Genomic DNA, 21,405 nt, shown 5'->3' on the forward strand with positions numbered 1-21,405 from the left:
CGAGAACGGGGAGGGTAATGGCTAGGAGGTTAGCCGGGAGCGTGGCGGGCCGGAAATCCGTTAACCCCGCAGGAGCGGAAGCGGGGCGCCCATCACCGCGTACGGGCGGGGGGCGCTCGGGAACAGCACCCGGCGTGCGAGGTCCTGGTAGCCGAGGGAGCGGTAGAGGGCGCGGGCGGGGCTGTCGGTGTCGATCGCGGAGAGGATCGAGCGGGGCTGGCTCGCGGTGTCGGTGATCGTGGTGATCAGCGCCCGGCCCGCTCCGCGGTTCTGGTACGCGGGATGCACGTGGAGTTCGGTGATCACGAAGGAGTCGTCCAGCCAGTGCTCGTTGCCCTGGGCCCGGAGGTAGGGCTGTACGACCGTCGACCACCAGTGGGTGCGGTCGTTGGGCATGCCGTAGACGAAGCCGACGAGTCGGTCCCCGGCGGTCGCGCCGAAGGCCCTCGCACCCGGGTGTGCCATGTGGCGCAGGACGATCTGTCTGCGGACGGCCACCTCGTCCGGGCCCAGTCCGAAGGCGATCGCCTGCACGGCCAGGGCCTCGTCCACATGGGCGGGGAGGTCCAAGGGGCCGATCACGAGGTCCATGGCGGGGAGCCTACAGGGGCGCTAAAAGAGGACGCTCATGAACGCCCCGACCTCCTGGAAGCCCACCCTCCTGTAGGTGCGCCTCGCCGCGGTGTTGAAGTCGTTCACGTAGAGGCTGACCACGGGGGCCACGTCGGCCAGGGCGTAGCGCAGGACCGCCGCCATGCCGGGGGCCGCGAGACCCTGGCCCCGGTACTCGGGGGCCACCCAGACGCCCTGGATCTGGCAGGCGTGGGACGTGGCCGCGCCGATCTCCGCCTTGAAGGCGACCCTGCCCCGGTCGTCGAGGCGGGCGAACGAACGCCCGGCGCCGACGAGTTCGGCGACCCGGGCCTGGTAGAGCAGGCCGCCGTCGCCGGCCATCGGGGAGACGCCGACCTCCTCGGTGAACATCGCCACGCACGCCGGCATGATCGTGTCCATCTCGTCCTTGCGGATGCGGCGGACGTAGGGATCCGGGGCGATGTCGGTGGGCATGCGGTCGGTGACCATGAGGGGCTGCTGGGCGCGGACCTCGCGGGCCGGGCCCCAGTGGGGTTCGAGGAGGCGCCAGAGCTGGGTCGTCGGCTCCACGGGGCCGACGATCGAGGAGCACCGGCGGCCCGCGCGCCGGGCGCGGTCGGCGAACGCGCGCACGGCGCGGGGGGTGGCACAGATCGGGACGAGGTTGGCGCCCGCGTAGCACAGGGACGTCAGCATGCCGTCCTCGTACCAGCCCCACATCTCCCCGCCGAGCCGCCACGGGTCGAGGCCCGCGACCTGTACCCGGGAGGTGACGAAGGCGTTGGCGACCGGCTCGCGGTCGAGGACGGCGAGCGCGGCGTCCAGGTCGCTCGGTTCGAGGACCCGGGAGGTGGTCTGGGTCAACACGCGCGGGGCCTCACACTCAGGTCTGCTGATCTCCGCACTGTACCTGCGGAAGCTTTGCGGTGCTGCCCTGTGTTCGGCTGGCGTTCGTCTGTCGTGACCGTCGGCTTGTCCGGCCGTTCCCCGGGGGCCGGCGCCCCCGGGCCCCCGTTTTCGGCCTGCACGGCCTCGTCCTCGAACGCCGGACGGGCTGCTGTGACCCGATCCCGCTCAGAGAAGGCCGAGCCCGGAAACGTCAGCCCGCCACGGAGACCGACGGCTCGCCGGACGGGGTGCCCGCCGCCTCCATCTGTTCGGCCAGCTTCATGGCCTCCTCGATGAGGGTCTCCACGATCTTCGACTCGGGGACGGTCTTGATGACCTCGCCCTTGACGAAGATCTGCCCCTTGCCGTTGCCCGAGGCGACGCCCAGGTCGGCCTCCCGGGCCTCGCCGGGCCCGTTGACGACACAGCCCATCACCGCGACACGAAGAGGAACCTCCATCCCCGTCAGACCCGCCGTGACCTCCTCGGCCAGCTTGTACACATCGACCTGCGCCCGCCCGCAGGACGGACACGACACGATCTCCAGACCCCGCTGCCTCAGGTTCAGGGACTCCAGGATCTGGTTGCCGACCTTGACCTCCTCCACCGGCGGAGCCGACAGGGAGACCCGGATCGTGTCACCGATGCCCTGCGACAGCAGCGCACCGAAAGCCACCGCCGACTTGATCGTCCCCTGGAACGCCGGACCCGCCTCGGTCACCCCCAGGTGCAGCGGATAGTCGCTCTGCGCGGCAAGCTGACGGTACGCCTCGATCATGATCACCGGGTCGTTGTGCTTGACCGAGATCTTGATGTCACGGAAACCGTGCTCCTCGAACAGCGACGCCTCCCACAGAGCACTCTCGACGAGCGCCTCCGGAGTCGCCCTGCCGTACTTCTGAAGCAGACGGCGGTCCAGCGACCCGGCATTCACCCCGATCCGGATCGGCGTGCCGTGCGCCTTCGCCGCCTCCGCGATCTCCTTGACCTTGTCGTCGAACTGCTTGATGTTCCCCGGGTTCACCCGCACCGCCGCGCAACCCGCCTCGATCGCCGCGAACACGTACTTCGGCTGGAAATGAATGTCCGCGATCACCGGGATCTGCGACTTCCGCGCAATCGTCGCCAGCGCGTCCGCGTCGTCCTGCGTGGGACAGGCGACCCGCACGATCTGACAACCGGACGCCGTGAGTTCGGCGATCTGCTGCAACGTCGCACCCACGTCGGAGGTACGGGTCGTCGTCATCGACTGCACCGACACCGGAGCGTCCCCACCCACCGCCACGGACCCGACCTGGATCTGCCGGCTCTTGCGGCGCTCGGCGAGCTTGGTCGGAACGGACGGCATGCCGAGAGAAATCGCAGTCATCTGCTGTGCAACCCCAAGTCGTGGATCAAGGCCCAGGTCCCGTCGGAAGCGGGTTCCAGGCTTCGAGATTACGGCACCGGCCCGCACGCGGGCACATCACAGCCGTCAAACCCACTCGATGGAAGACTGCCCCGCACGGCGCGGGACGGCCCGGCACGAGGAAGGTGCCGGGCCGCCGTGAACCGCGGATGACGGGGAGGTGACCCCGACCCCTCTAGGAGATCTTCACCGGGTTCACCACGTCCGCGATCAGGACCAGCACCGTGAAGCAGATGAAGATGCCTGCCACCACGTAGGCCACCGGCATCAGCTTCGCCACGTCGAACGGGCCCGGGTCCGGCCTGCGCAGCACCTTGGCGAGGTTGCGGCGCAGCGACTCCCACAGGGCGCCCGCGATGTGTCCGCCGTCCAGCGGCAGCAGCGGGAGCATGTTGAAGAGGAACAGCGAGAGGTTGAAGCCCGCGACCAGCATCACGGCCATGGCCAGTTGCTGCGAGGCCGGGATGTCCAGGGTGAAGATCTCGCCGCCGACGCGGGCCGCGCCGACCACGCCCATGGGTGAGTCCGGCTCGCGGGGAGCGCCGTCGAAGGCCGCGTTCCACAGGGCCGGGATCTTGCCGGGGAGGGCGGCGATGGAGTCGACGGCCTCCCCCACGCGGTCGGTCATCCAGGACACGGAGTCGCCGAAGTCCTGCTTGACGACGCCGGTGGCCGCGCTGAAGCCGAGGAAGCCGGCCTTGATGTACTCGCCCTGGGCGTACGTTCCGTCGGAGTTCTTCTTGGCGACCTGGTTGGTGGCGATCTTCGCGTGCAGGGTCAGTTCCTTGCCGCCCCGGTCGACGACGATGGCCACGTCCTTGCCCGCGCTGACCCGGATCAGGTCGGAGAGCGTGTTCCAGTCGTCCGTCCGCTGCCCGGCGAAGCCGACGATCTTGTCACCGGGCTTCATGCCGGCGGCAGCGGCCGGGGAGGCCGGGTCGGTCGACTTGCACGCATCGCGGTTCTCGCTCTGCGAGATGACGCAGGGGGAGACCGAGCTGACGGTGTTGGTCTGCTGCTGGATGCCGAAGCCCATCAGGACGGTGAGGAACAGGCCCACCGCGAGCACCAGGTTCATGAAGGGGCCCGCGAACATCACGATGACCCGTTTCCACGGCTTGCGCGTGTAGAACATGCGCTTCTCGTCGCCCGGCCGCAGCTCCTCGTAGGCGGCCGAGCGGGCGTCCTCGATCATGCCGCGCCAGGGCGAGGTGGAGCGGGCCGTGATCCGGCCGTCGTCGCCCGGCGGGAACATGCCGATCATCCGGATGTAGCCGCCGAAGGGGATCGCCTTGAAGCCGTACTCGGTCTCGCCCTTCCTCCGCGAGAAGACGGTCGGGCCGAAGCCGACCATGTACTGCGGTACGCGGATGCCGAACAGCTTGGCCGTCGACAGGTGCCCCAGCTCGTGCCAGGCGATCGAGAACAGCAGGCCGACCGCGAAGACGACTATGCCGAGGATCATCATCAGGGCTGTCATGCACGCGCCTCCGCGGTAACCGTCAGTTCCCGGGCCCGGGCCCGTGCCCAGGTCTCCGCTTCGAGGACGTCCGACACGGTGAGCGAAGTTCCCGTCGCCGGCGTGCCGTGCTCCTGCACGACCCTGGTGACGGTCTCCATGATCCCGTTGAACGGGATCACACCCTTGCGGAACGCCTCCACACACTCCTCGTTGGCGGCATTGAACACCGCCGGGGCCGTGCCCGCGAGCTCGCCCACGTGCCGGGCGAGGTTCACGGAGGGGAATGCCTCGTTGTCGAGCGGCAGGAACTCCCACGTCGACGCCGTGCTCCAGTCGAACGCGGGCGCGGCGTCGGCCACGCGCCGGGGCCAGCCCAGACCGATGGCGATCGGCCCCCTCATGTCGGGGGGCGTCGCCTGGGCCATCGTCGATCCGTCCGTGAACTCCACCATCGAGTGGACATACGACTGGGGATGTACGACGACCTCAATGCGGTCGAAGGGAATGTCGTAGAGAAGGTGCGCCTCGATCACTTCCAGGCCCTTGTTGACCAGGGTCGCGGAGTTGATCGTGATCACCGGGCCCATGGACCAGGTGGGGTGGGCGAGGGCGTCCTCGACCGTCACGTCGGCCAGCTGCTGCTTCGTACGGCCGCGGAAGGGCCCGCCGGAGGCGGTGACGACCAGCTTGCGCACCTCCGCGCGGGTGCCGGCGGCGAGGGCCTGGAAGAGGGCCGCGTGCTCGGAGTCCACGGGGATGATCTGCCCGGGCTTCGCGAGCGCCTTGACCAGCGGGCCACCGACGATGAGCGACTCCTTGTTGGCGAGCGCGAGGGTGCGGCCCGCCTCCAGGGCGGCGAGGGTGGGCGCGAGGCCGATGGAGCCCGTGATGCCGTTGAGGACGGTGTGGCAGTCCGAGGCGGCGAGGCGGGTGGCGGCCTCCGGTCCCGCCAGGATCTCGGGGAGCGGCTCCCCCGTCCCGTACTCGGCGGCGAGCGCCTCGCGCAGGGCCGCGACGACGTCCTCGCGGGCGACCGCGACCGTACGCACCCGCAGCCTGCGGGCCTGTTCGGCGAGGAGGGCGACCCGGCCGCCGTTGGCGGACAGGCCGGTCACCCGGAAGCGGTCCGGGTTGCGCAGCACGAGGTCGATGGCCTGGGTGCCGATCGAACCGGTGGAGCCGAGGATCACCACGTCCTTCGGGCCGTCGCCCGCGACCGGATCGTAGACGAGGTGCGGGTCGGCGAGGGGGGCTGGACTGTCACTCATCCCCCCATTGTGGCCGCACCGGGGGCGCGGCAGGACAGGGTGCCCCCTGCTCGTCCCCCTCATGGGGGGATCGGAGCAGGGGGCACCCTGCGGATGTGTGCGCGATACCTCACCTGATCGGGCGGTGGACGTTCTCCCGCTCGCTCGGTCCGGGTGTGGTGTCGGCGATCCAGGGGCCCTCGCCGGACGGGTCGACGATGCCCTCTTCCAGCCACTCGTAGGTGCCGGCCATCACACCCTTGACGACCTTGCGGTCCACGTCGTCGGTGTTGCTCCACAGCCGGGAGAAGAGGTCTTCGACGCGGAGCCGGGACTGGCGGCAGAAGGCGTCGGCGAGCTGGTAGGCCTCGCGGCCGTTCTCGCCGCGCGCGCGCAGCATTTCGGCGCGCACGCAGGCCGCGCTCATCGCGAACAGCTCCGCGCCGATGTCGACGATCCGGCCGAGGAACGCCTGCTTGGTCTCCATCCGGCCCTGCCAGCGGGACATGGCGTAGAAGGTGGAGCGGGCGAGCTTGCGGGAGTGCCGCTCGACGTACCGCAGATGCGGGGAGAGGTCGACGCCCTGCTTGAACCCGGCGAAGGACGAGGGCAGTTGGCCCGGTCCCGCGACCAGCTTCGGCAGCCACTTGGCGTAGAAGACCCCGGCGTTCGCGCCGGCCCTCGCCTTGTCCTGGAGGGACTTGTCGGGGTCGATGAGGTCGCCGGCGACGGTGAGATGGGCGTCGACGGCCTCCCGGGCGATGAGGAGGTGCATGATCTCCGTCGAGCCCTCGAAGATGCGGTTGATCCTGAGGTCGCGCAGGACCTGCTCGGCGGGGACGGCCTTCTCGCCCCGGGCGGCGAGCGAGGCCGCCGTCTCGAAGCCGCGGCCGCCGCGGATCTGGACCAGTTCGTCGGCCATGCGCCAGCCCAGCTCCGAGGCGATGAGCTTGGCGAGCGCGCCCTCGATACGGATGTCGTTGCGGTCCTCGTCGGCCATCTGGGAGGACAGGTCGAGCACCGCCTCCAGGGCGAAGGTGGTCGCCGCGATGAAGCTGATCTTCGCGCCGACCGCCTCGTGCTGGGCGATCGGCCTGCCCCACTGCTCACGGGCCGCGGACCACTCACGGGCGATCTTCAGGGACCACTTGCCCGCCGCCACGCAGGACGCGGGCAGCGAGAGCCGTCCGGTGTTGAGGGTGGTCAGGGCGATCTTCAGGCCCGCGCCCTCGGGGCCGATGCGGTTCTCGGCCGGAACGCGCACCTGGTGGAAGCGGGTCACGCCGTTCTCGATGCCGCGCAGGCCCATGAAGGCGTTGCGGTTCTCGACGGTGATGCCCGGCGAGTCGGCCTCCACGACGAAGGCCGTGATGCCGCCCTTGTGGCCCTCGCTCCTGGGCACCCGGGCCATCACGACCAGCAGGTCGGCGACGACGCCGTTGGTCGTCCACAGCTTCACGCCGTCGAGGACGTAGTCTCCCCCCTCGTCCGGCACCGCACTGGTGGCGAGGCGCGCCGGGTCGGAGCCGACGTCCGGTTCGGTGAGGAGGAAGGCGCTGATGTCCGTGCGGGCGCAGCGGGGCAGGAACCGCTGCTTCTGCTCCGGGGTGCCGAACAGTTTCAGCGGCTGCGGCACGCCGATCGACTGGTGCGCAGAGAGCAGCACGCCGATCGCGGGGCTGGCCGAGCCGACCAGGGCCAGGGCCTTGTTGTAGTACACCTGGGTGAGTCCCAGGCCGCCGTACTTGGGGTCGATCTTCATGCCGAGGGCGCCGAGCTCCTTGAGCCCGTTGATCACCTCGTCGGGGATCCGGGCCTCGCGCTCGATGAGGGCCGCGTCCACCTTCGTCTCGCAGAAGTCGCGGAGTTTCGTCAGGAACTGCTCGCCACGCCGGACGGCCTCGTCGGTGGGGAGCGGGTGGGGATGGATGAGGTCCAGCCGGAACCGGCCGAGGAACAGTTCCTTGGCGAAGCTGGGCTTGCGCCAGTCCTGCTCCCGCGCGGCCTCCGCGACCTGGCGGGCCTCGCGTTCGGTGACGGTGGGTTTCTTGAGGGGTGGTGCGGACATGAGGCTCACCTCGCCGCGAATCGGGATCTCGGACCACATTGGTTACCGATGGGTGCTACCCGATCGTTGGTACCCGATCCGGGGCCGGGTGGCCACCCCGCGCGCGTACGTCCGGCCGGCTCCGCCGGGTGCCCGCGAGCTGCGGGCGGCCCGTTTCCTCCCCGCCCCGGGCGTCGGCCCCCTTGCGGGGAGGGCGTGCGGCGCGGGCGCGCGGCCTGGGCCGAACGAGTGGTGGCCACCGTGGCCGGAAATGCTTGCCGTACTCTTCTCCACCAATCCCCCACAACTGGTTGTCGAAGCGCTTCGACAACCTATGGACACCCACCCCCGCTAGGGCTACTGTCGAACCACCCTCACCCGCCCCTGTTCGTTCTGCGCACTGTCGAAGCGCTTCACAAAACTTGGAGAGCTGGATGGTCACCCTCGCCGAGGTCGCCCAGCACGCCGGAGTCTCGGCGAGCACGGTGAGCTATGTCCTCAGTGGCAAGCGGTCCATCTCCACGACCACCCGGCAGCGGGTCGAGCAGAGCATCCGGCAGCTCGGCTACCACCCCAACGCGGGCGCCCGCGCACTGGCCAGCAGCAGGTCGAACATCATCGCGCTGATGATCCCGCTGCGGACCGACATCTATGTGCCGGTGATGATGGAGATCGCCATCGCGGTGGCCACCACGGCACGTACGCACGGGTACGACGTTCTGCTGCTCACCGGCGAGGAGGGTTCCGACGCGGTCCGCCGTGTCACGGGCAGCGGGCTCGCCGACGCGATGATCCTGATGGACGTCGAACTCGACGACGAGCGACTGCCGCTGCTGCGCTCCACCGACCAGCCGTCCGTCCTGATCGGGCTGCCCGCCGACACCACCGGTCTGACCTGCGTCGATCTGGACTTCGCGGCGACCGGCGCGCTGTGCGTGGAGCACCTGGCGACGCTCGGACACCGTGATATCGCTGTCATCGGCGAGGCACCGGCGGTCTATGAACGGCACACCGGCTTCGCCGAGCGCACGCTCGACGGACTCCGGCACCGGGCCAGGGAACTGGGGCTGCGACTGCTGCACCGCCCGTGCGAGGGCGGGTACGACGCCATGGCCGTGACCCTGGCCCGGATCCTGGACGAGCGTCCGGGCACCACCGGGTTCGTGGTGCAGAACGAGTCGGCGGTCGAGCCGCTGCTCGCGCTGCTGCGTCAGCAGGGCCGGGCCGTCCCGGAGGACGTGTCGGTGGTGGCCGTCTGCCCCGACCAGGTCGCCGTCCAGGCCTCGGTGCGGCTGACGTCGGTCGCGATCCCCGCCCAGGACATGGGCCGGCACGCCGTGGAACGCCTGGTCGCCAAGCTGGAGGGGCACGGCGGCGACGAAGTCGTGCTGATCGCGCCCGAGTTGACGGTCCGGGCGAGCACGGGGCCGGCGCCCGCCGTCTTCTGACACCCCACCGTCCTCCGACACCTCCCGCCGTCTCCTGACGCCCCACCGTCCTCCGACACGCCCCGCCGTCTCCTGCCCCCCACCGCCGTCTCCGAGACACCCGCCTGTCCCGACACATCCGCTCCACCGCTGTCGTGCCCGCCGCCAGGGCACCTCCATGTCTGCACTCCTTCTAAGGAGCACTCCACATGAACCAGCCTGCCGAAAACCAGCCTCAGGTCAGCCTCGCGCAGTCGTCTCCCACGGTCGGCACCTTCCGTGAGCAGGACGGCGCCCTGGAGTGGAGCGGCCGCCAGGAGACCCTGCGGGTCGAGCCGTGGGGTCCGGACGCCGTCCGGGTGCGCGCCCGGCTGGGCGGGCCGATCCTCGAAGGGCTGCCGGGCGCGCTCCTCGACGAGCCGCCCGCCACCGAGAGCAGCGTCAAGTCCGGTGACATGGAAGCCCATTTGACCGTCGGCGCCCTCACCGTCGAGGTGAACGCCGAGGGCATGGTCCGCTTCCTGCGGACGGACGACCGTACGGAGATCCTGGCCGAGCAGCGTGCCCACTTCTGGTGGCCGGGGCCGCGCCTCTACACCGCCGTCGGCAACGGCCACCACCGCCTGGAGCAGCGCTTCGCCGCCTACGACGACGAGAAGCTGTACGGCCTCGGCCAGCACCAGCACGGCAGGCTGGACCAGAAGGGCCTGGTCGTCGACCTGGTCCAGCGCAACGCCGAGGTGGGCATCCCGGTGCTCACCTCCAGCCGCGGTTACACACTGCTGTGGAACAACCCGGCGATCGGACGGGTCGAACTGGCCGGGAACGGCACCCGCTGGGTCGCGGACTCGGCCCGGCAGATCGACTACTGGATCACCGCCGGCGACCCTGCCGACGCCCAGCGCCGCTACAGCGCGGCCACCGGCCGCACCCCGATGCTGCCGGAGTGGGCGGCGGGCTTCTGGCAGTGCAAGCTGCGCTACCGCACCCAGGACGAACTCCTCGAAGTGGCACGGGAATACAGGCGCCGGGGACTGCCCCTCGACGCCATCGTCTGCGACTTCTTCCACTGGACCCACCTGGGCGACTGGAAGTTCGACCCGGCCGAGTGGCCCGACCCGGGTGCGATGGTCAGGGAACTCGACGAACTGGGCGTCAAGCTGGTGGTGAGCGTCTGGCCGTCGGTGTCGCCGCTGAGCGAGAACCATCCGGTGATGGAGCAGCGCGGCTACTTCATCGGCACCCAGTACGGACCGATGGCCCACGCCGACTGGCCGGACAAGGGCGTCGCCTCGACCGTCCAGGTGGCGTTCTACGACGCGACGAACCCCGACGCCCGTGAGTTCCTGTGGTCGAGGATCCGCGACAACTACCTCGCCCCGTACGGCATCACGGCCTTCTGGCTGGACGCCTGCGAGCCGGAGCTGAAGCCCGGCTTCCCGGAGAACCTGCGCTACTGGACGGGCCCCGGCCTGGAGGTCGGCAACAGCTACCCGGCCGAGAACGCCCGCACCTTCTACGAGGGACTGCGCGCGGCCGGCGAGGAGGAGATCGTCAGCCTCAACCGGTCGGCGTGGGCGGGCAGTCAGCGCTATGGCGCCGCTCTGTGGTCCGGGGACATCGGCACCGACTTCGCGACCCTGCGCCGGCAGATCGCGGCCGGCCTGAACACCGCGCTGTCGGGCATCCCTTGGTGGAACACCGACATCGGCGGCTTCCACGGCGGCGACCCGGACGACCCCGCGTACCAGGAGGTGATGGTCCGCTGGTTCCAGTTCGGCGCGCTGTCCCCGCTGATGCGCCTGCACGGCTTCCGCGACCCGGGCATGCCGCTGGGCCCGGACATGACGGGCGGCCCGAACGAGGTGTGGTCGTACGGCGAGGAGGCCGGCGCGGTCCTGGAGAAGTACTTGCGGCTGCGCGAGCGCCTCAAGCCGTACGTCCTGAAGGTCATGCGGGAGGCCCACGAGGAGGGTCTGCCGCCCATGCGGCCGCTGTTCCTGGAGTTCCCCGACGACCCGGCGGCCTGGTCGGTGGACGACTCCTACCTCTTCGGCCGGGACCTGCTCGTCGCCCCGGTGCTGACGGCGGGCGCCAGGACCCGCACGGCCTACCTCCCGGCGGGCGCGGCCTGGGCGGACGCGTGGACGGGCAAGACGTACGAGGGCGGCGCGACCGTGACGGTCGACGCCCCGCTGGACCGCCTCCCCCTGTTCCTGCGGGACGGGGCGCGGCTGCCGGTGCCGGAGTAGCCGCAGGGGAAGGGGACGCGGCCGGCACCTCGGTCGGGTGGCCGGTGTCCAGGCACCGGCGGCCGCGCCGGAGCGCGAGCGGCACCGGCGAGCCGAGGCCGGCCTCGTCCGGCCTCGTCCGGCCTACGATGACGCGGTGAAGTTCGTGATGGTGCCGGGTGGCTGGCAGGGCGGGTGGGTGTTCGACCGGGTGGCTGCCGAGCTGCGCCGGGACGGCCACCACGTCGAGGCGGTGACCCTGTCGGGGCTGGAGCCGGACGGCCCGGAAGACATGGACCGTCCGCCGAACCTCGACACCCATGTCGACCAGGTGGCCGGGCTCATCGACCGTGGCGACGGAACGCCCGTCGCGCTGTGCGGGCACAGTTACGGCGGGATGGTGATCGCCGGTGTCGCGGATCGGCTCGGCGACCGCCTCGACCAGCTCGTCTTCATCGACGCCTACGTCCCGGACGACGGGGACTCGTGCTGGTCGTTGACCAGCGACCGCTTCCGGGAGTTGTTCATGGCCGGTGCCCGCGCCGACGGTCGCTGGGTCGCGGTCCCCGAGGGCCTCGACCCTCGCGCGCGACCGCACCCACTGGCGAGCTTCGTCCAGTCGATCAGGCTGGGAGGCACCCCCGGCGGCACGCTCGGCCGGACCTTCATCAGTGGTGGCGCGTGGCCGGGCAGCCCGTTCGTGACCCTGACCGAGCGGCTGCGCGACGACTCGGACTGGCGGGTCCACGAGATCGCCGTCGGCCACAACATCGCCCGCCGCGACCCGCAGGCCCTCGCAGCCGTTCTCGGCGCACTGCCGCCCGCCTCCGCCTGACGCGCAGCCGCTCGCTCCTCCGTGTGGAGACGCGGGCCACGCCCTCGTCCAGGGCGTCCGCTCCCGCTCCTCCGACGCTCCTGCGCGGCAGGGCCACGGCCGGTCCGCGTGATCGCGGGCCGGCCGTGGCCGTCGGTGAGCGTGGTCAGCCGCTGCTGACGGTCAGGTTGTTGGTGGTGAAGTTCAGCCCCCCGGACGAGGAGGTGATCTCGTAGCCGAACTGCACGTCACCGATGGTCTCGTTGCCGAACCAGCCCTTGGTGTCCTTGATCCACTTGAGGATCGGCAGGATGTTGACGGTGCCGGAGGACGAGTTGGACGTACGGACGAAGGAAAAGACCTCGTTCGCGCCGTTGTTGCCCTTGTAGACGGTCCAGGTGTGACCGCCGAGCGTCACGTTCCCCTGGGAGGTGCCGAGGGGGCCGACGGCTCCGGTCTTGTTGACCCAGAGCATGATCTCGTAGTCGTAGTCGGTGTCCCAGATGTCGTACGACGTGTTGTACGCGCCGGACGACGGGACCGTGACGTTGTAGCTGCTGGAGAGGGAGCCCAGTGAGGTGATCGACTTGTTGATCACCTTCTTGGAGTCCGGGTAGGACTTGATACCGCCGGTGTTCGGGTGGTTGGCCCAGACACCCCAGTTGGTGCCCGAGTTGGCCCAGACGCACTGGCTGCCGGCGCCGGAGCCCCAGATGTTGTTGTAGAGCGTGTAGCCGTTGAGGCTGGTGTTGCCCCACTGGTCGCAGGTGTTCCAGACGGCGGCCGAGGCGGGGGCCGAGGCCAGGGCGACGGTGGCGCCGAGCGCGAGCGCGGGGGCCAGCAGGGCCCTGCCGATCCTGCTCAGGGTGCGTGTTGCCATGGTGTCCCTTCCATGGGTGGGGGGAAGTGCGCTTACCGGGGGGAGTCACCACGTCCCCGGGATGAGGACGTGGTCTTCTTCTCCGGCGACGCGATCGAGCGGCTGTGCGTCCGCGTCGTCGGAGGAAGTGCGGACTTCGGCGCGATGACCGCGGTGCGGCCGCGGCACGGCCCGGGCGCGGTCGGGGTCCCGCCGCAGGGGAGGGCGGGGTGCGCACGGGACGACGCGCCGGTCATGAGCGCAGCACCACCACCGAGTGGCGGCCCAGCGTGATCCGGTCCGTGGCGGTCGTCCCGGTGAGCAGGTCGAGGTGGGTGCCCGGCAGTTCGACGGTCACCGGTTCGCGGCCGTGGTGGATCAGGAACAGCAGCTCACCCCGTCGTACGGCCTCCACGCCGGGCGGGAGGCCGTAGAGGACGGGCCGGGCGCCGGCGTCCTCGGCGATCCGGGCCAGCAGCGCGCGGAACGCCTGCGGCTCGGGGAGGGTGGAGACGTACCAGGCGCGGCCCCGGCGCAGGACGGCGGGCAGTCCGTCGAGTTCCCCTCCCTTGTACGCGGCCTCGACCGAGGCGTCGTCGGTGCTCTCGAGTTCCTCCGACCACAGGGTCCCGCTGAAGCCGTCGGTCGCGGCGTGTTCCCCCGTCTCCAGCGGCCACCACTCGTGCAGGGTGCGGATGCCGAAGAGCTCGCGCAGGCGGGCGTCCATACCGCCGGGCCGGACCCGGTCGTCCTCGTCGGCCACGCCGGTCAGGAAGCCGGCCACCAGGGTGCCGCCGCTGCGGACGTAGGCGAGGAGGTTGTCGATCGCCGCGTCCGTCATCGCGTACAGCTGGGGGACGACGACCAGTCGGTAGCCGGACAGGTCGTGTGCGGGGTGGGCGAAGTCGGTGGTGAGGTGGGACTCCCACAGGGCACGGTGCCAGGCGTGCAGGACGGCCGGGTGGTCGACCCGGGTGGAGGGGCGGCCGTCCTGGGCGCCGGCCCACCAGGCGTGCCAGTCGTGCAGGATCGCGACATCCGCCCGGATGTGACCGCCCGTCACCTGTGGTCCTATGCGGGCGAGTTCGGCACCGAGCTGCTTGACCTCCTGGAAGGTGCGGCCCCGCTCCCCCGCGTGGCCGACCATCCCGGAGTGGAACTTCTCGGCGCCCTGCCGGGACTGGCGCCACTGGAAGAAGCAGACGGCGTCCGCGCCCCGGGCCACGGCCTGGAGGGACCAGAGCCGGTTGAGGCCGCGTGGCTTGGGATGGTTCACCCCGCGCCAGTTGACCGGTCCCGCCGCCTGTTCCATCAGCATCCAGGGGCCGCGCGCCTGGGACCGGGTGAGGTCCTGGACCAGTGCGCCGTGCTGGGCGCCCAGCGGGTCGCGGGGGTCCGGATAGAGGTCGACGGAGACGACGTCCTCCTCCTCGGCCCAGCGCCAGCCGTCCTGGCCGGGGAACAGGGGCATGAAGTTGGTGGTGACCGGGAGGTGCGGCGTGTGCCGGGTGACGATGTCGCGCTCGGCGAGGTAGCACTCCAGCAGCATGTCGGAGGTGAAGCGCCGGAAGTCCAGCACCTGGGTGGGGTTCTTCAGGTAGTGGGTGCGGCGGGCGGGCAGGACGGTGTCCCAGCTGTCGTAGCCCTGGCTCCAGAAGTCCGTGCCCCAGGCCCTGTTGAGGGCCTCCAGGGTGCCGTACCTGGCCCGCAGCCAGCGGCGGAAGGCGGCGGCCGCCTCGTCGCCGTGGTCGGCGGTGCAGTACTCGTTGTTGATGTGCCACATGGTGAGGGCGGGGTGGCCGCCGTAGCGGGCGGCCAGGTCCTCGGTGATGGCGGCGGCGTGGCGGCGGTAGGTGGCGCTGGAGTGCGAGAAGTGCTGCCGTCCGCCCCACCACTCGACGTCGCCGTTCTCGTCGCGGGGCAGGGTGTCCGGGTGCAGCCGCCCGAGCCAGGGCGGCGGCGCGGAGGTAGGGGTGGCGAGGACGACGCCGACGCCGTTCTCGTGCAGGAGGTCCATCAGCGTGTCCAGCCAGCCGAACTCCCTGGCGCCCGGCTCCGGTTCGAGCCTGGACCAGGAGAAGACGCCCAGGGTGACCGAGTTGACGCCGGCCTCCCGCATCAGGCGGACGTCCTCGTGCCAGGTCTCCTCGGGCCACTGCTCGGGGTTGTAGTCGCCGCCGAACAGGATGCGGCCGCGCGTGACGTCGGCGAGGCCGGGCCGGTCGGCGGTGGTCATCGGACGGGCTCCCCGTACTGGATGCCCCGGCCGTTGGTGGCGATGTACACGCGGCCGTGGATGCGCGGGTCGGCGGCGATGGTGGCGCCGGTCCAGCCCCACTGGTGGCGGTCGTCGTTGATCCGCGTCCAGGTCTTCGCGCCGTCGTCGGAGCGGTACACGGCGGTGATCGCCTCCGTGGAGCCGACCTGGTAGATCGCCGGGTATGCGGCGCCCTCGGCGGCCTTGCCGAAGGCGAGGGTGTACGAGGCCCAGCAGCTGTCGACCTTCGTGAACCCCGCCCCGCCGTCGGTGGAGCGGTGGAGGCCGTTCCACTTGGTGCTCAGCCACAGGTCGCCGGAGCGGCCGGGGGCCGCGGCCAGCTGGAACTGGCTGTCGCCGAGGGGCAGTCCGCCCGCGCGTCCGGTGAAGGTGAGACCGCTGTCCGTGCTGGCGAACAGGGTGCCCGTGTCGGTGTCGTAGGCGTAGAAGCGCGCCGGGTCGGCCGGGTCGGCGAGCGGGGTGGCGCCCTTGGGGAAGGAGGACACCTCGGACCAGGTCGCGCCGTTGTCCGTGGAGCGGTGCGCGGGGTACTTGGTGCCGTCCCGGTGTACGAGGGTCCAGAGCAGCACGCCGCCGTCGGCACTGACCGCGATCGGTCCCGGTGCCTCCTTGGCGAGGGCGGGCTGGGCCGCGAAGGGCGCCCAGGTCCTGCCGCCGTCGTTCGAGTACGCCCCGTTGCCGTGATCGCCCCAGCCGGTGCGCACGACGTACGACGGCTTCGCCGCGGCCTGGGCGAGTCCGGTCGCCGTCCCGAACACGGGGTTGGCCGCCATGCCCCGCGAAGGCGAGGCCGTGAGCCGCTCGTGGTACATCACCCCGACGTCCCCGAGCCCGCTGAGCAGGTGCGCCTCCCCGGCCGGCGGCGAGATCAGCTGCCGTACGGAGGTCTCCTCCAGGCCGCGGATCTGCGGAGCCCAGTGCTTCAGGTCCCGGGTGCCGTAGAGGGTGGCGCCGGTGCCGAAGACCAGGTGCTTCGAGTCGTACGGGTCGAGGGCGACGGCCTGGATCCACCAGCCGAACTTCGGCCGGTCGGCGCCGAAGGTGAGGAACGGGGTCTCGGACACGTCGAGGACCGCCGAGTCCTTCAGGGACGTCCAGGTGCGGCCGCTGTCGGTGGTCCGGTACAGGGTGTCGACCGCCGCCCAGCGGTTGTTGGTGGAGACGACGGCGGTGCCGGGGCGGCGGGCGTCGACGGCGACGCCGCCGTAGCCGAAGGTGTCGGCGCCCCCGTCCGGGGTCGTCCCGCCCGGCTTCACCGGGGTGACGTCGGTCCACTTCCCGTCCGTGGTGCGCAGCTTGTGCACGCTGCCGTCGGACTGACCGTTGGGACCGGGGGCGTCGGCGTACGTCACGTACAGCTCGCGGGTGTGGCAGTCGTAGGCGGCGCGGACCGGCACCCTGGCGGAGGTTCCGGTGGGCCGCCCGGGGACGGCTTCCCATGCGCCGCCGTCGGCGGTCCGGTAGAGGTTCGGGGAGCCCGCCGAGCCGTCGGTGTCGCCCCAGCCCGCGTAGACGGTACGACCGGCCGCCACGAGGAGGGTGACGCCCTGCCCGCCCGGGCCCGCAACGCCGGGGAAGCCGCCGGCCGCCGCCCAGGTGGCGCCCCGGTCGGTGGACCTGAGCAGCCCGTCGTGCCGCGTCCCGAGCCACAGCGTGTCGCTGTCGCGCGGGTCGACGAGCAGCCGCTCGCCCGCGCCCCGCCCGTCCTCGTTGCCGCCGAGCTTCACGGTGAGGTCGGTACGGGTCCAGGTGGCGCCCCGGTCCTCGGAACGCAGCACGGCTCCGTTGCCCGCCCAGGACTGGGCGTAGGTGCCGAGCGCGAGGTAGAGGCGGTTCGGGTGCGCGGCGTCGACGGCGAGGGCCTCCACACCGAGGAGGTTCCAGTCGTCCCAGCCGAGGTGGTCGGTGAGGGGCGTCCATCTCGCGGCGCCGTCGTCCCAGCGGTAGGCGCCGCCGATGTCGGTACGGGCGTAGGCGAGACCACGGACGGCCGGGTGGAAGAGAACGCCGGTGACGAATCCGGTGCCGCCGATGACCGCGTTGCGCCAGCGGTAGGCTCCGGCGGTCGTGGCGGAGCCGGCGGGTGCGGCCTGGGCCCGGGCGGGGGCGGTGGGGAGTGCGGTGAGCGCGGCGGCTGCTGCGGTGCCGGTGAGGAGGGTGCGGCGGGTGGGGCGCATGTGGGGTACCTCGGTGGGTGGGGGTTCACGGGCAGGGGCGTCGTTCGTCTGTGGTGGCGGGGCCGGTCGCGCGGTTCCCGCGCGCGTGAGCGGGGGCGGCCATGCCCGGCCCGGGCGAATCGGGGCCGTGTCGCCGTGCCGCTCCTGCGCATGGGCACGGCCGGCCCGACGAACCCGCGGCCGCCGTCACCCCGCTTCCGGCGCGGTGGGCGCCCGCTATCCCTTGACGGCGCCCGTCAGCATGCCCTTCTTGAAGTGCTTCTGGACGAACGGCGACAGCACCGCGACCGGCAGCAGTGCCATGACCATCACCGCCATCTGGATGGCCAGTCCCGACAGCTGACCGGTCCTGATGGCCTGGCCCAGGCCGACCGGCGCCTCCTGCTTCTGCACGAGCTGGATCATGACGTTCTGCAGCGGCATCATGTCCTGGTCGTTCAGGTACAGCGACGCGTTGAACCACGCGCTCCAGTACCCGACCGCGTAGAACAGGGTGATCACCGCGAGGACCGCCCGCGACAGCGGCATGACGATCTGCCAGAGGATCCGGAAGTCCCCGGCCCCGTCGATGCGCGCGCTGTCGACGAGTTCCTGCGAGATGCCCATGAAGAAGCCGCGCAGCACCAGGATGTTGAAGACGCTCACGGCGCTCGGCAGGATCAGCGCGAGATAGCTGTCCGTCAGGCCGAGGGACTGCACCAGCAGGTAGGTGGGGATGAGGCCCGCGCTGAAGAACATGGTCGCCAGCAGTGTCATCAGGATCCCGCGGTGGCCGAGGGATCCGGTGCGGGACAGGCCGTAGGCGCACAGGACGGACACCGTCATCGAGAACACGGTGCCGGTGAGCGTCACGAGGATGCTGATGATCGCGGCGCGGGTGACCTGGCCGCCGCCGAGCAGTTCCTGGTAGGCGATGAAGGTGACGCCCTTGGGCACGATCACCAGTCCGCCCGCCTCGTCGATGGTCTTCCGCGAGGACAGACTGGTGACGACGATGATCCACAGCGGGAAGAGGACGGCCAGGCAGGCGAACAGCAGGACGATGCCCTTGCCCGCCAGGCCGGCCTTCGAGGGCTCCTCCTCCCAGACCGGGCGGGGAGGTGCGGCCCAGCGGTGCGGCTCGGCGGCCGGTCGGTCGACGACGGCGGTCACTTCTTGTACACCCCCTGCTCGCCCATGAGATGGGCCACCTTGTTCGCGGTGAGCACCAGACCGATGCTGACCACGCCCTTGATCAGGCCGGCTGCGGCCGCGTATCCGAAGTCCTGGTTGCGCACGCCGTTCCACCACACGAAGGTGTCGAGGACCTCCCCCGCGTCCGGTCCGACGGCGTCGCGTTGCAGCAGGATCTGTTCGAACCCGACGGTCAGGGCGTCACCGACGCGCAGCACGAGAAGCAGGGCGATCACCGGCCGCAGGGCGGGAAGCGTGACGTGCCACATGCGGCGCCAGCGTCCGGCGCCGTCCATGGCGGCGGCCTCGTAGTGGTCCTGGGACACCGAGGCCAGCGCGGCGAGGAAGACGATGATCCCCCAGCCGGCGTCCTTCCACACGCTCTGCGCGGTGATCAGGAAGGCGAAGGTGTGGGGGTCGGTCATGATGTCGAGGCCGTCGTACCCGTGCCGGCGCAGCAGTTGGGAGAGCATGCCCGCGCCGCCGAACATCTGCTGGAAGACGGCGACGACCAGCACCCAGGAGAAGAAGTGGGGCAGGTAGAGCACGGCCTGCGCGACCGCCCGCACCCGCGGCCTGATCACGCTGTTGATGAGCAGCGCGAGCAGGATCGTGACCGGGAAGAACACCGCGATCTGGATGAGGAACAGCACCAGTGTGTTCTGCACGGCCTGCCAGAAGGCCGACGCCTCGAAGATCCGCTGGAAGTTCTCCATGCCCACGAAGGGGCTGTTGAGGATCGAGACGATGCCGTTGTCGCTGATGTACGGGTCGTAGTCCTGGAAGGCCACCACGTTGCCGAGGATCGGCAGGTAGTTGAAGACCATGACCAGCACGACGGCCGGCAGCGTCATCAGGATGAGGACGCGGTCGCGGCGGAACCTGAGCCGAGGGCTCAGCTTGCCCGTGCTTCGTTTCTCCCGGGTGCCGGTGGCGTTCTGGGACGCCACCGGGATCTTCTCCGGCGTACCGGCCTCGGCGGTGCTCCGAGGCACCGTGCTGTGGGACACGGCGTTCTCCTTGCCTCAGAGTCTCGTCAGCTCGCCGCCGGGCCGTTCTCGTCGAGGAGCTTCTGGTACCAGTCGCGCAGCTGGTCCCCGCCCTTCTTCTTCCAGTCGGAGATGGCCTGCTGCATGTCGCTGATCTTCTTGTGACCGCGGGCGATGTCGTCCTCCAACTGCTCGAAGTCGTTCGAGAGGTTGGTGTAGCGGGACGGCTCGGTGATCTGAAGGCCCCAGAAGGACGACTTCTTGGTGAAGGAGCCGACCCGCTGCTGCCACTCGACCATGCCCTTGGTGTACTCGGGGAGGTCGGGGTGGGCGATGGTCGCGGCGGGGCTCGCGACCATGACGTAGGCGTTGAGGACCTCGTTGTTGCCCTTGTCGTTCTTGACGGGCATACCGTCCTTCAGGGTGTAGTGCGTGCCCTCGACGCCGTAGTTGGTCATCATCCACTCCTTGGTGCCGTACGGCGCCGCGGTGACATCGGCGACCGCCAGCGCGTCCCGGACGACGGACTCGGAGGCCTTCTTGTTGACGAAGGCGAAAATGCCGGCCGGGTTCGCGGCCCACAGCGTCGGGTCGCCGCCGTCGTGGTTCCAGATGTCCATGCCCCAGATCTTGAACTCGGGGTTCTGGGTGGCCTGGGAGGCCTGCTGCCCGTACCAGCCGGAGATGTCGTTGTTCCAGATCAGGAACTCGCCGGCGGCGAACTTGGGGGCGGGGTCGGTGGCCGCGCTCTTGCCCAGCTTGAAGTCGGGGTGGACGTATCCGGCGGCGAACAGCTTGCGCGTCCACTCCAGGGCTTCGAGGTACTCCGGGGTCTCCATGCGGTGCACCAGCTTGCCGTCGACCACGGTCCAGCTGAGCGCCTTCTCCCCGCCGCTGATCACCCCGAAGGTGTTCATCGCGGTCCACTTCATGTCACCGCAGGCCCACCGCTTGGCCCTGGCGTTGGTGATGTCCTTGCACAGGGCCATGAAGTCGTCGGCGGACCGCGGGACTTCGTAGCCCTGCTTGTCGAAGACGTCCTTGCGGTAGAGGGGCACGATGTTCTGGACGTACGGGGCCGGCATCGGCAGACCCATCAGCTTGCCGCCGAAGATGGAGCGCTGCCAGGCGTCGCTGGGGATCGCCGCGAGGTTCGGGTACTCCTTGACCTTGTCGCCGGACAGGTACGGGCCGAGGTCGGCGAACTTGCTGATGATGGCGCTGGGTATCTTGCCCATCATGTTCCAGCCGGGGACGACCACCACGTCCGGCACGTCGCTGGAGGCGAGGACCGCGCCGAGCTTCTGGTCGTAGGTGTTGCCGTCCTGGTTGCGCCACTGGACGTCGGCGCCGATCAGGGCGTTCATCGACGTGTAGTAGGCGTTGTCGCCCTTCGGCGGCGAGCCCCAGAACGGCGACATGATGGTGACCTTGCCGCCGCTGCCGAGCTTCTTCGGCACCGAGGTCTTCAGCGTGGCGACATCGAGTTTGGCGGTGAAGCCCATCGCCGAGCCGTTCTTGGACGGGAAGTCCGGCGTCACCACGTTGCTGGCCACGTAGGCGGGGAGGATCTTCTGGGCGCCCTTGCCCGACGTGGTGCCCTCGCGCGAACCCTTGTCCGAGCCCCCGCAGGCGGCCAGCAACGGCATCCCTCCCGCCACCGCGGCGGTGGCGACCGCCGTGGAGGCGAGGAAGCTTCTCCGGCTGGGCCCGGAAGGACCAGTGGAGGGGGAAGCGGCGTTCGGCGTCATTGCGTCAACCCTTCATGGCACACCAGGACACCCGGCGGTGGCCGTCGGCTGCGGTGTCTC

The 21,405-nt window shown here is 70.5% G+C and carries 15 protein-coding genes; 3 read left to right on the forward strand and 12 right to left on the reverse strand.

Going from position 1 to position 21,405, the window contains the following annotated elements:
- Positions 1-60: 60 nt before the first annotated feature.
- The 6 genes from OHS71_RS12275 to OHS71_RS12300 form a co-directional block, all read right to left on the reverse strand.
- Positions 61-591, reverse strand: coding sequence for a GNAT family N-acetyltransferase (locus tag OHS71_RS12275; RefSeq protein ID WP_328479425.1), 531 nt, complete (start codon positions 589-591; stop codon positions 61-63).
- A 21-nt stretch (positions 592-612) separates the two neighbouring features.
- Positions 613-1,461, reverse strand: a complete 849-nt coding sequence (locus OHS71_RS12280) for a GNAT family N-acetyltransferase (RefSeq protein WP_328479426.1) — start codon at positions 1,459-1,461, stop codon at positions 613-615.
- 232 nt (positions 1,462-1,693) lie between these two features.
- Complete coding sequence (gene ispG, locus OHS71_RS12285; RefSeq protein WP_328479427.1) at positions 1,694-2,851, reverse strand: flavodoxin-dependent (E)-4-hydroxy-3-methylbut-2-enyl-diphosphate synthase; 1,158 nt, start codon at positions 2,849-2,851, stop codon at positions 1,694-1,696.
- A gap of 214 nt (positions 2,852-3,065) precedes the next feature.
- Positions 3,066-4,370 (reverse strand): M50 family metallopeptidase, encoded by a 1,305-nt coding sequence (locus OHS71_RS12290; protein WP_328479428.1) that lies wholly within the window; start codon positions 4,368-4,370, stop codon positions 3,066-3,068.
- The gene (gene dxr / locus OHS71_RS12295; RefSeq protein ID WP_328479429.1) at positions 4,367-5,620 is read right to left on the reverse strand and encodes a 1-deoxy-D-xylulose-5-phosphate reductoisomerase; all 1,254 of its coding nucleotides are present in this window, start codon (positions 5,618-5,620) and stop codon (positions 4,367-4,369) included. Before dxr ends, OHS71_RS12290 begins: the two co-directional genes overlap by 4 nt.
- A gap of 109 nt (positions 5,621-5,729) precedes the next feature.
- Complete coding sequence (locus OHS71_RS12300; RefSeq protein ID WP_328479430.1) at positions 5,730-7,667, reverse strand: acyl-CoA dehydrogenase family protein; 1,938 nt, start codon at positions 7,665-7,667, stop codon at positions 5,730-5,732.
- A gap of 413 nt (positions 7,668-8,080) precedes the next feature.
- Between OHS71_RS12300 and OHS71_RS12305 the strand changes: the two genes are divergently transcribed.
- The 3 genes from OHS71_RS12305 (at position 8,081) to OHS71_RS12315 (ending at position 12,139) form a co-directional block, all read left to right on the forward strand.
- The gene (locus OHS71_RS12305) at positions 8,081-9,094 is read left to right on the forward strand and encodes a LacI family DNA-binding transcriptional regulator (RefSeq protein WP_328479431.1); all 1,014 of its coding nucleotides are present in this window, start codon (positions 8,081-8,083) and stop codon (positions 9,092-9,094) included.
- A 188-nt stretch (positions 9,095-9,282) separates the two neighbouring features.
- Positions 9,283-11,325 carry a glycoside hydrolase family 31 protein gene (locus tag OHS71_RS12310; RefSeq protein WP_328479432.1) on the forward strand — a complete coding sequence of 681 codons (2,043 nt, stop codon included), beginning with the start codon at positions 9,283-9,285 and terminating at the stop codon, positions 11,323-11,325.
- Positions 11,326-11,461: 136 nt separating this feature from the next.
- The gene (locus tag OHS71_RS12315) at positions 11,462-12,139 is read left to right on the forward strand and encodes an alpha/beta fold hydrolase (protein WP_328479433.1); all 678 of its coding nucleotides are present in this window, start codon (positions 11,462-11,464) and stop codon (positions 12,137-12,139) included.
- Positions 12,140-12,284: 145 nt separating this feature from the next.
- On the opposite strand, the gene OHS71_RS12320 is transcribed toward OHS71_RS12315, so the two are convergent.
- The 6 genes from OHS71_RS12320 to OHS71_RS12345 form a co-directional block, all read right to left on the reverse strand.
- Positions 12,285-12,998: a glycoside hydrolase family 12 protein gene (locus OHS71_RS12320; protein ID WP_328479434.1), complete on the reverse strand. Its 714-nt coding sequence runs from the start codon at positions 12,996-12,998 to the stop codon at positions 12,285-12,287.
- Positions 12,999-13,230: 232 nt separating this feature from the next.
- Positions 13,231-15,213: a beta-galactosidase gene (locus OHS71_RS12325; protein WP_328479435.1), complete on the reverse strand. Its 1,983-nt coding sequence runs from the start codon at positions 15,211-15,213 to the stop codon at positions 13,231-13,233.
- Positions 15,210-17,432 carry a WD40/YVTN/BNR-like repeat-containing protein gene (locus OHS71_RS12330; protein WP_328479436.1) on the reverse strand — a complete coding sequence of 741 codons (2,223 nt, stop codon included), beginning with the start codon at positions 17,430-17,432 and terminating at the stop codon, positions 15,210-15,212. Before OHS71_RS12330 ends, OHS71_RS12325 begins: the two co-directional genes overlap by 4 nt.
- A 216-nt stretch (positions 17,433-17,648) precedes the next feature.
- The gene (locus tag OHS71_RS12335; protein ID WP_328479437.1) at positions 17,649-18,584 is read right to left on the reverse strand and encodes a carbohydrate ABC transporter permease; all 936 of its coding nucleotides are present in this window, start codon (positions 18,582-18,584) and stop codon (positions 17,649-17,651) included.
- On the reverse strand, positions 18,581-19,615 hold the full coding sequence (locus tag OHS71_RS12340; protein WP_328479438.1) for an ABC transporter permease: 1,035 nt from the start codon (positions 19,613-19,615) through the stop codon (positions 18,581-18,583). The genes OHS71_RS12335 and OHS71_RS12340 overlap by 4 nt, the downstream gene beginning before the upstream one ends.
- Before the next feature lie 26 nt (positions 19,616-19,641).
- Positions 19,642-21,345: a Tat pathway signal sequence domain protein gene (locus OHS71_RS12345; protein ID WP_328479439.1), complete on the reverse strand. Its 1,704-nt coding sequence runs from the start codon at positions 21,343-21,345 to the stop codon at positions 19,642-19,644.
- Between the last annotated feature and the right edge of the window lie 60 nt (positions 21,346-21,405).

Origin of the sequence: Streptomyces sp. NBC_00377, from assembly GCF_036075115.1 — a bacterium.
Lineage (GTDB): Bacteria > Actinomycetota > Actinomycetes > Streptomycetales > Streptomycetaceae > Streptomyces.

What these genes read in the sequence shown, in the direction of transcription:
- OHS71_RS12275 (WP_328479425.1), bottom strand. Translation starts at nt 591, where the DNA reads ATGGACCTCGTGATCGGCCCCTTGGACCTCCCCGCCCATGTGGACGAG.
- ispG (WP_328479427.1), bottom strand. Translation starts at nt 2,851, where the DNA reads ATGACTGCGATTTCTCTCGGCATGCCGTCCGTTCCGACCAAGCTCGCC.
- OHS71_RS12290 (WP_328479428.1), bottom strand. Translation starts at nt 4,370, where the DNA reads ATGACAGCCCTGATGATGATCCTCGGCATAGTCGTCTTCGCGGTCGGC.
- dxr (WP_328479429.1), bottom strand. Translation starts at nt 5,620, where the DNA reads ATGAGTGACAGTCCAGCCCCCCTCGCCGACCCGCACCTCGTCTACGAT.
- OHS71_RS12300 (WP_328479430.1), bottom strand. Translation starts at nt 7,667, where the DNA reads ATGTCCGCACCACCCCTCAAGAAACCCACCGTCACCGAACGCGAGGCC.
- OHS71_RS12305 (WP_328479431.1), top strand. Translation starts at nt 8,081, where the DNA reads ATGGTCACCCTCGCCGAGGTCGCCCAGCACGCCGGAGTCTCGGCGAGC.
- OHS71_RS12310 (WP_328479432.1), top strand. Translation starts at nt 9,283, where the DNA reads ATGAACCAGCCTGCCGAAAACCAGCCTCAGGTCAGCCTCGCGCAGTCG.
- OHS71_RS12320 (WP_328479434.1), bottom strand. Translation starts at nt 12,998, where the DNA reads ATGGCAACACGCACCCTGAGCAGGATCGGCAGGGCCCTGCTGGCCCCC.
- OHS71_RS12325 (WP_328479435.1), bottom strand. Translation starts at nt 15,213, where the DNA reads ATGACCACCGCCGACCGGCCCGGCCTCGCCGACGTCACGCGCGGCCGC.
- OHS71_RS12330 (WP_328479436.1), bottom strand. Translation starts at nt 17,432, where the DNA reads ATGCGCCCCACCCGCCGCACCCTCCTCACCGGCACCGCAGCAGCCGCC.
- OHS71_RS12345 (WP_328479439.1), bottom strand. Translation starts at nt 21,345, where the DNA reads ATGACGCCGAACGCCGCTTCCCCCTCCACTGGTCCTTCCGGGCCCAGC.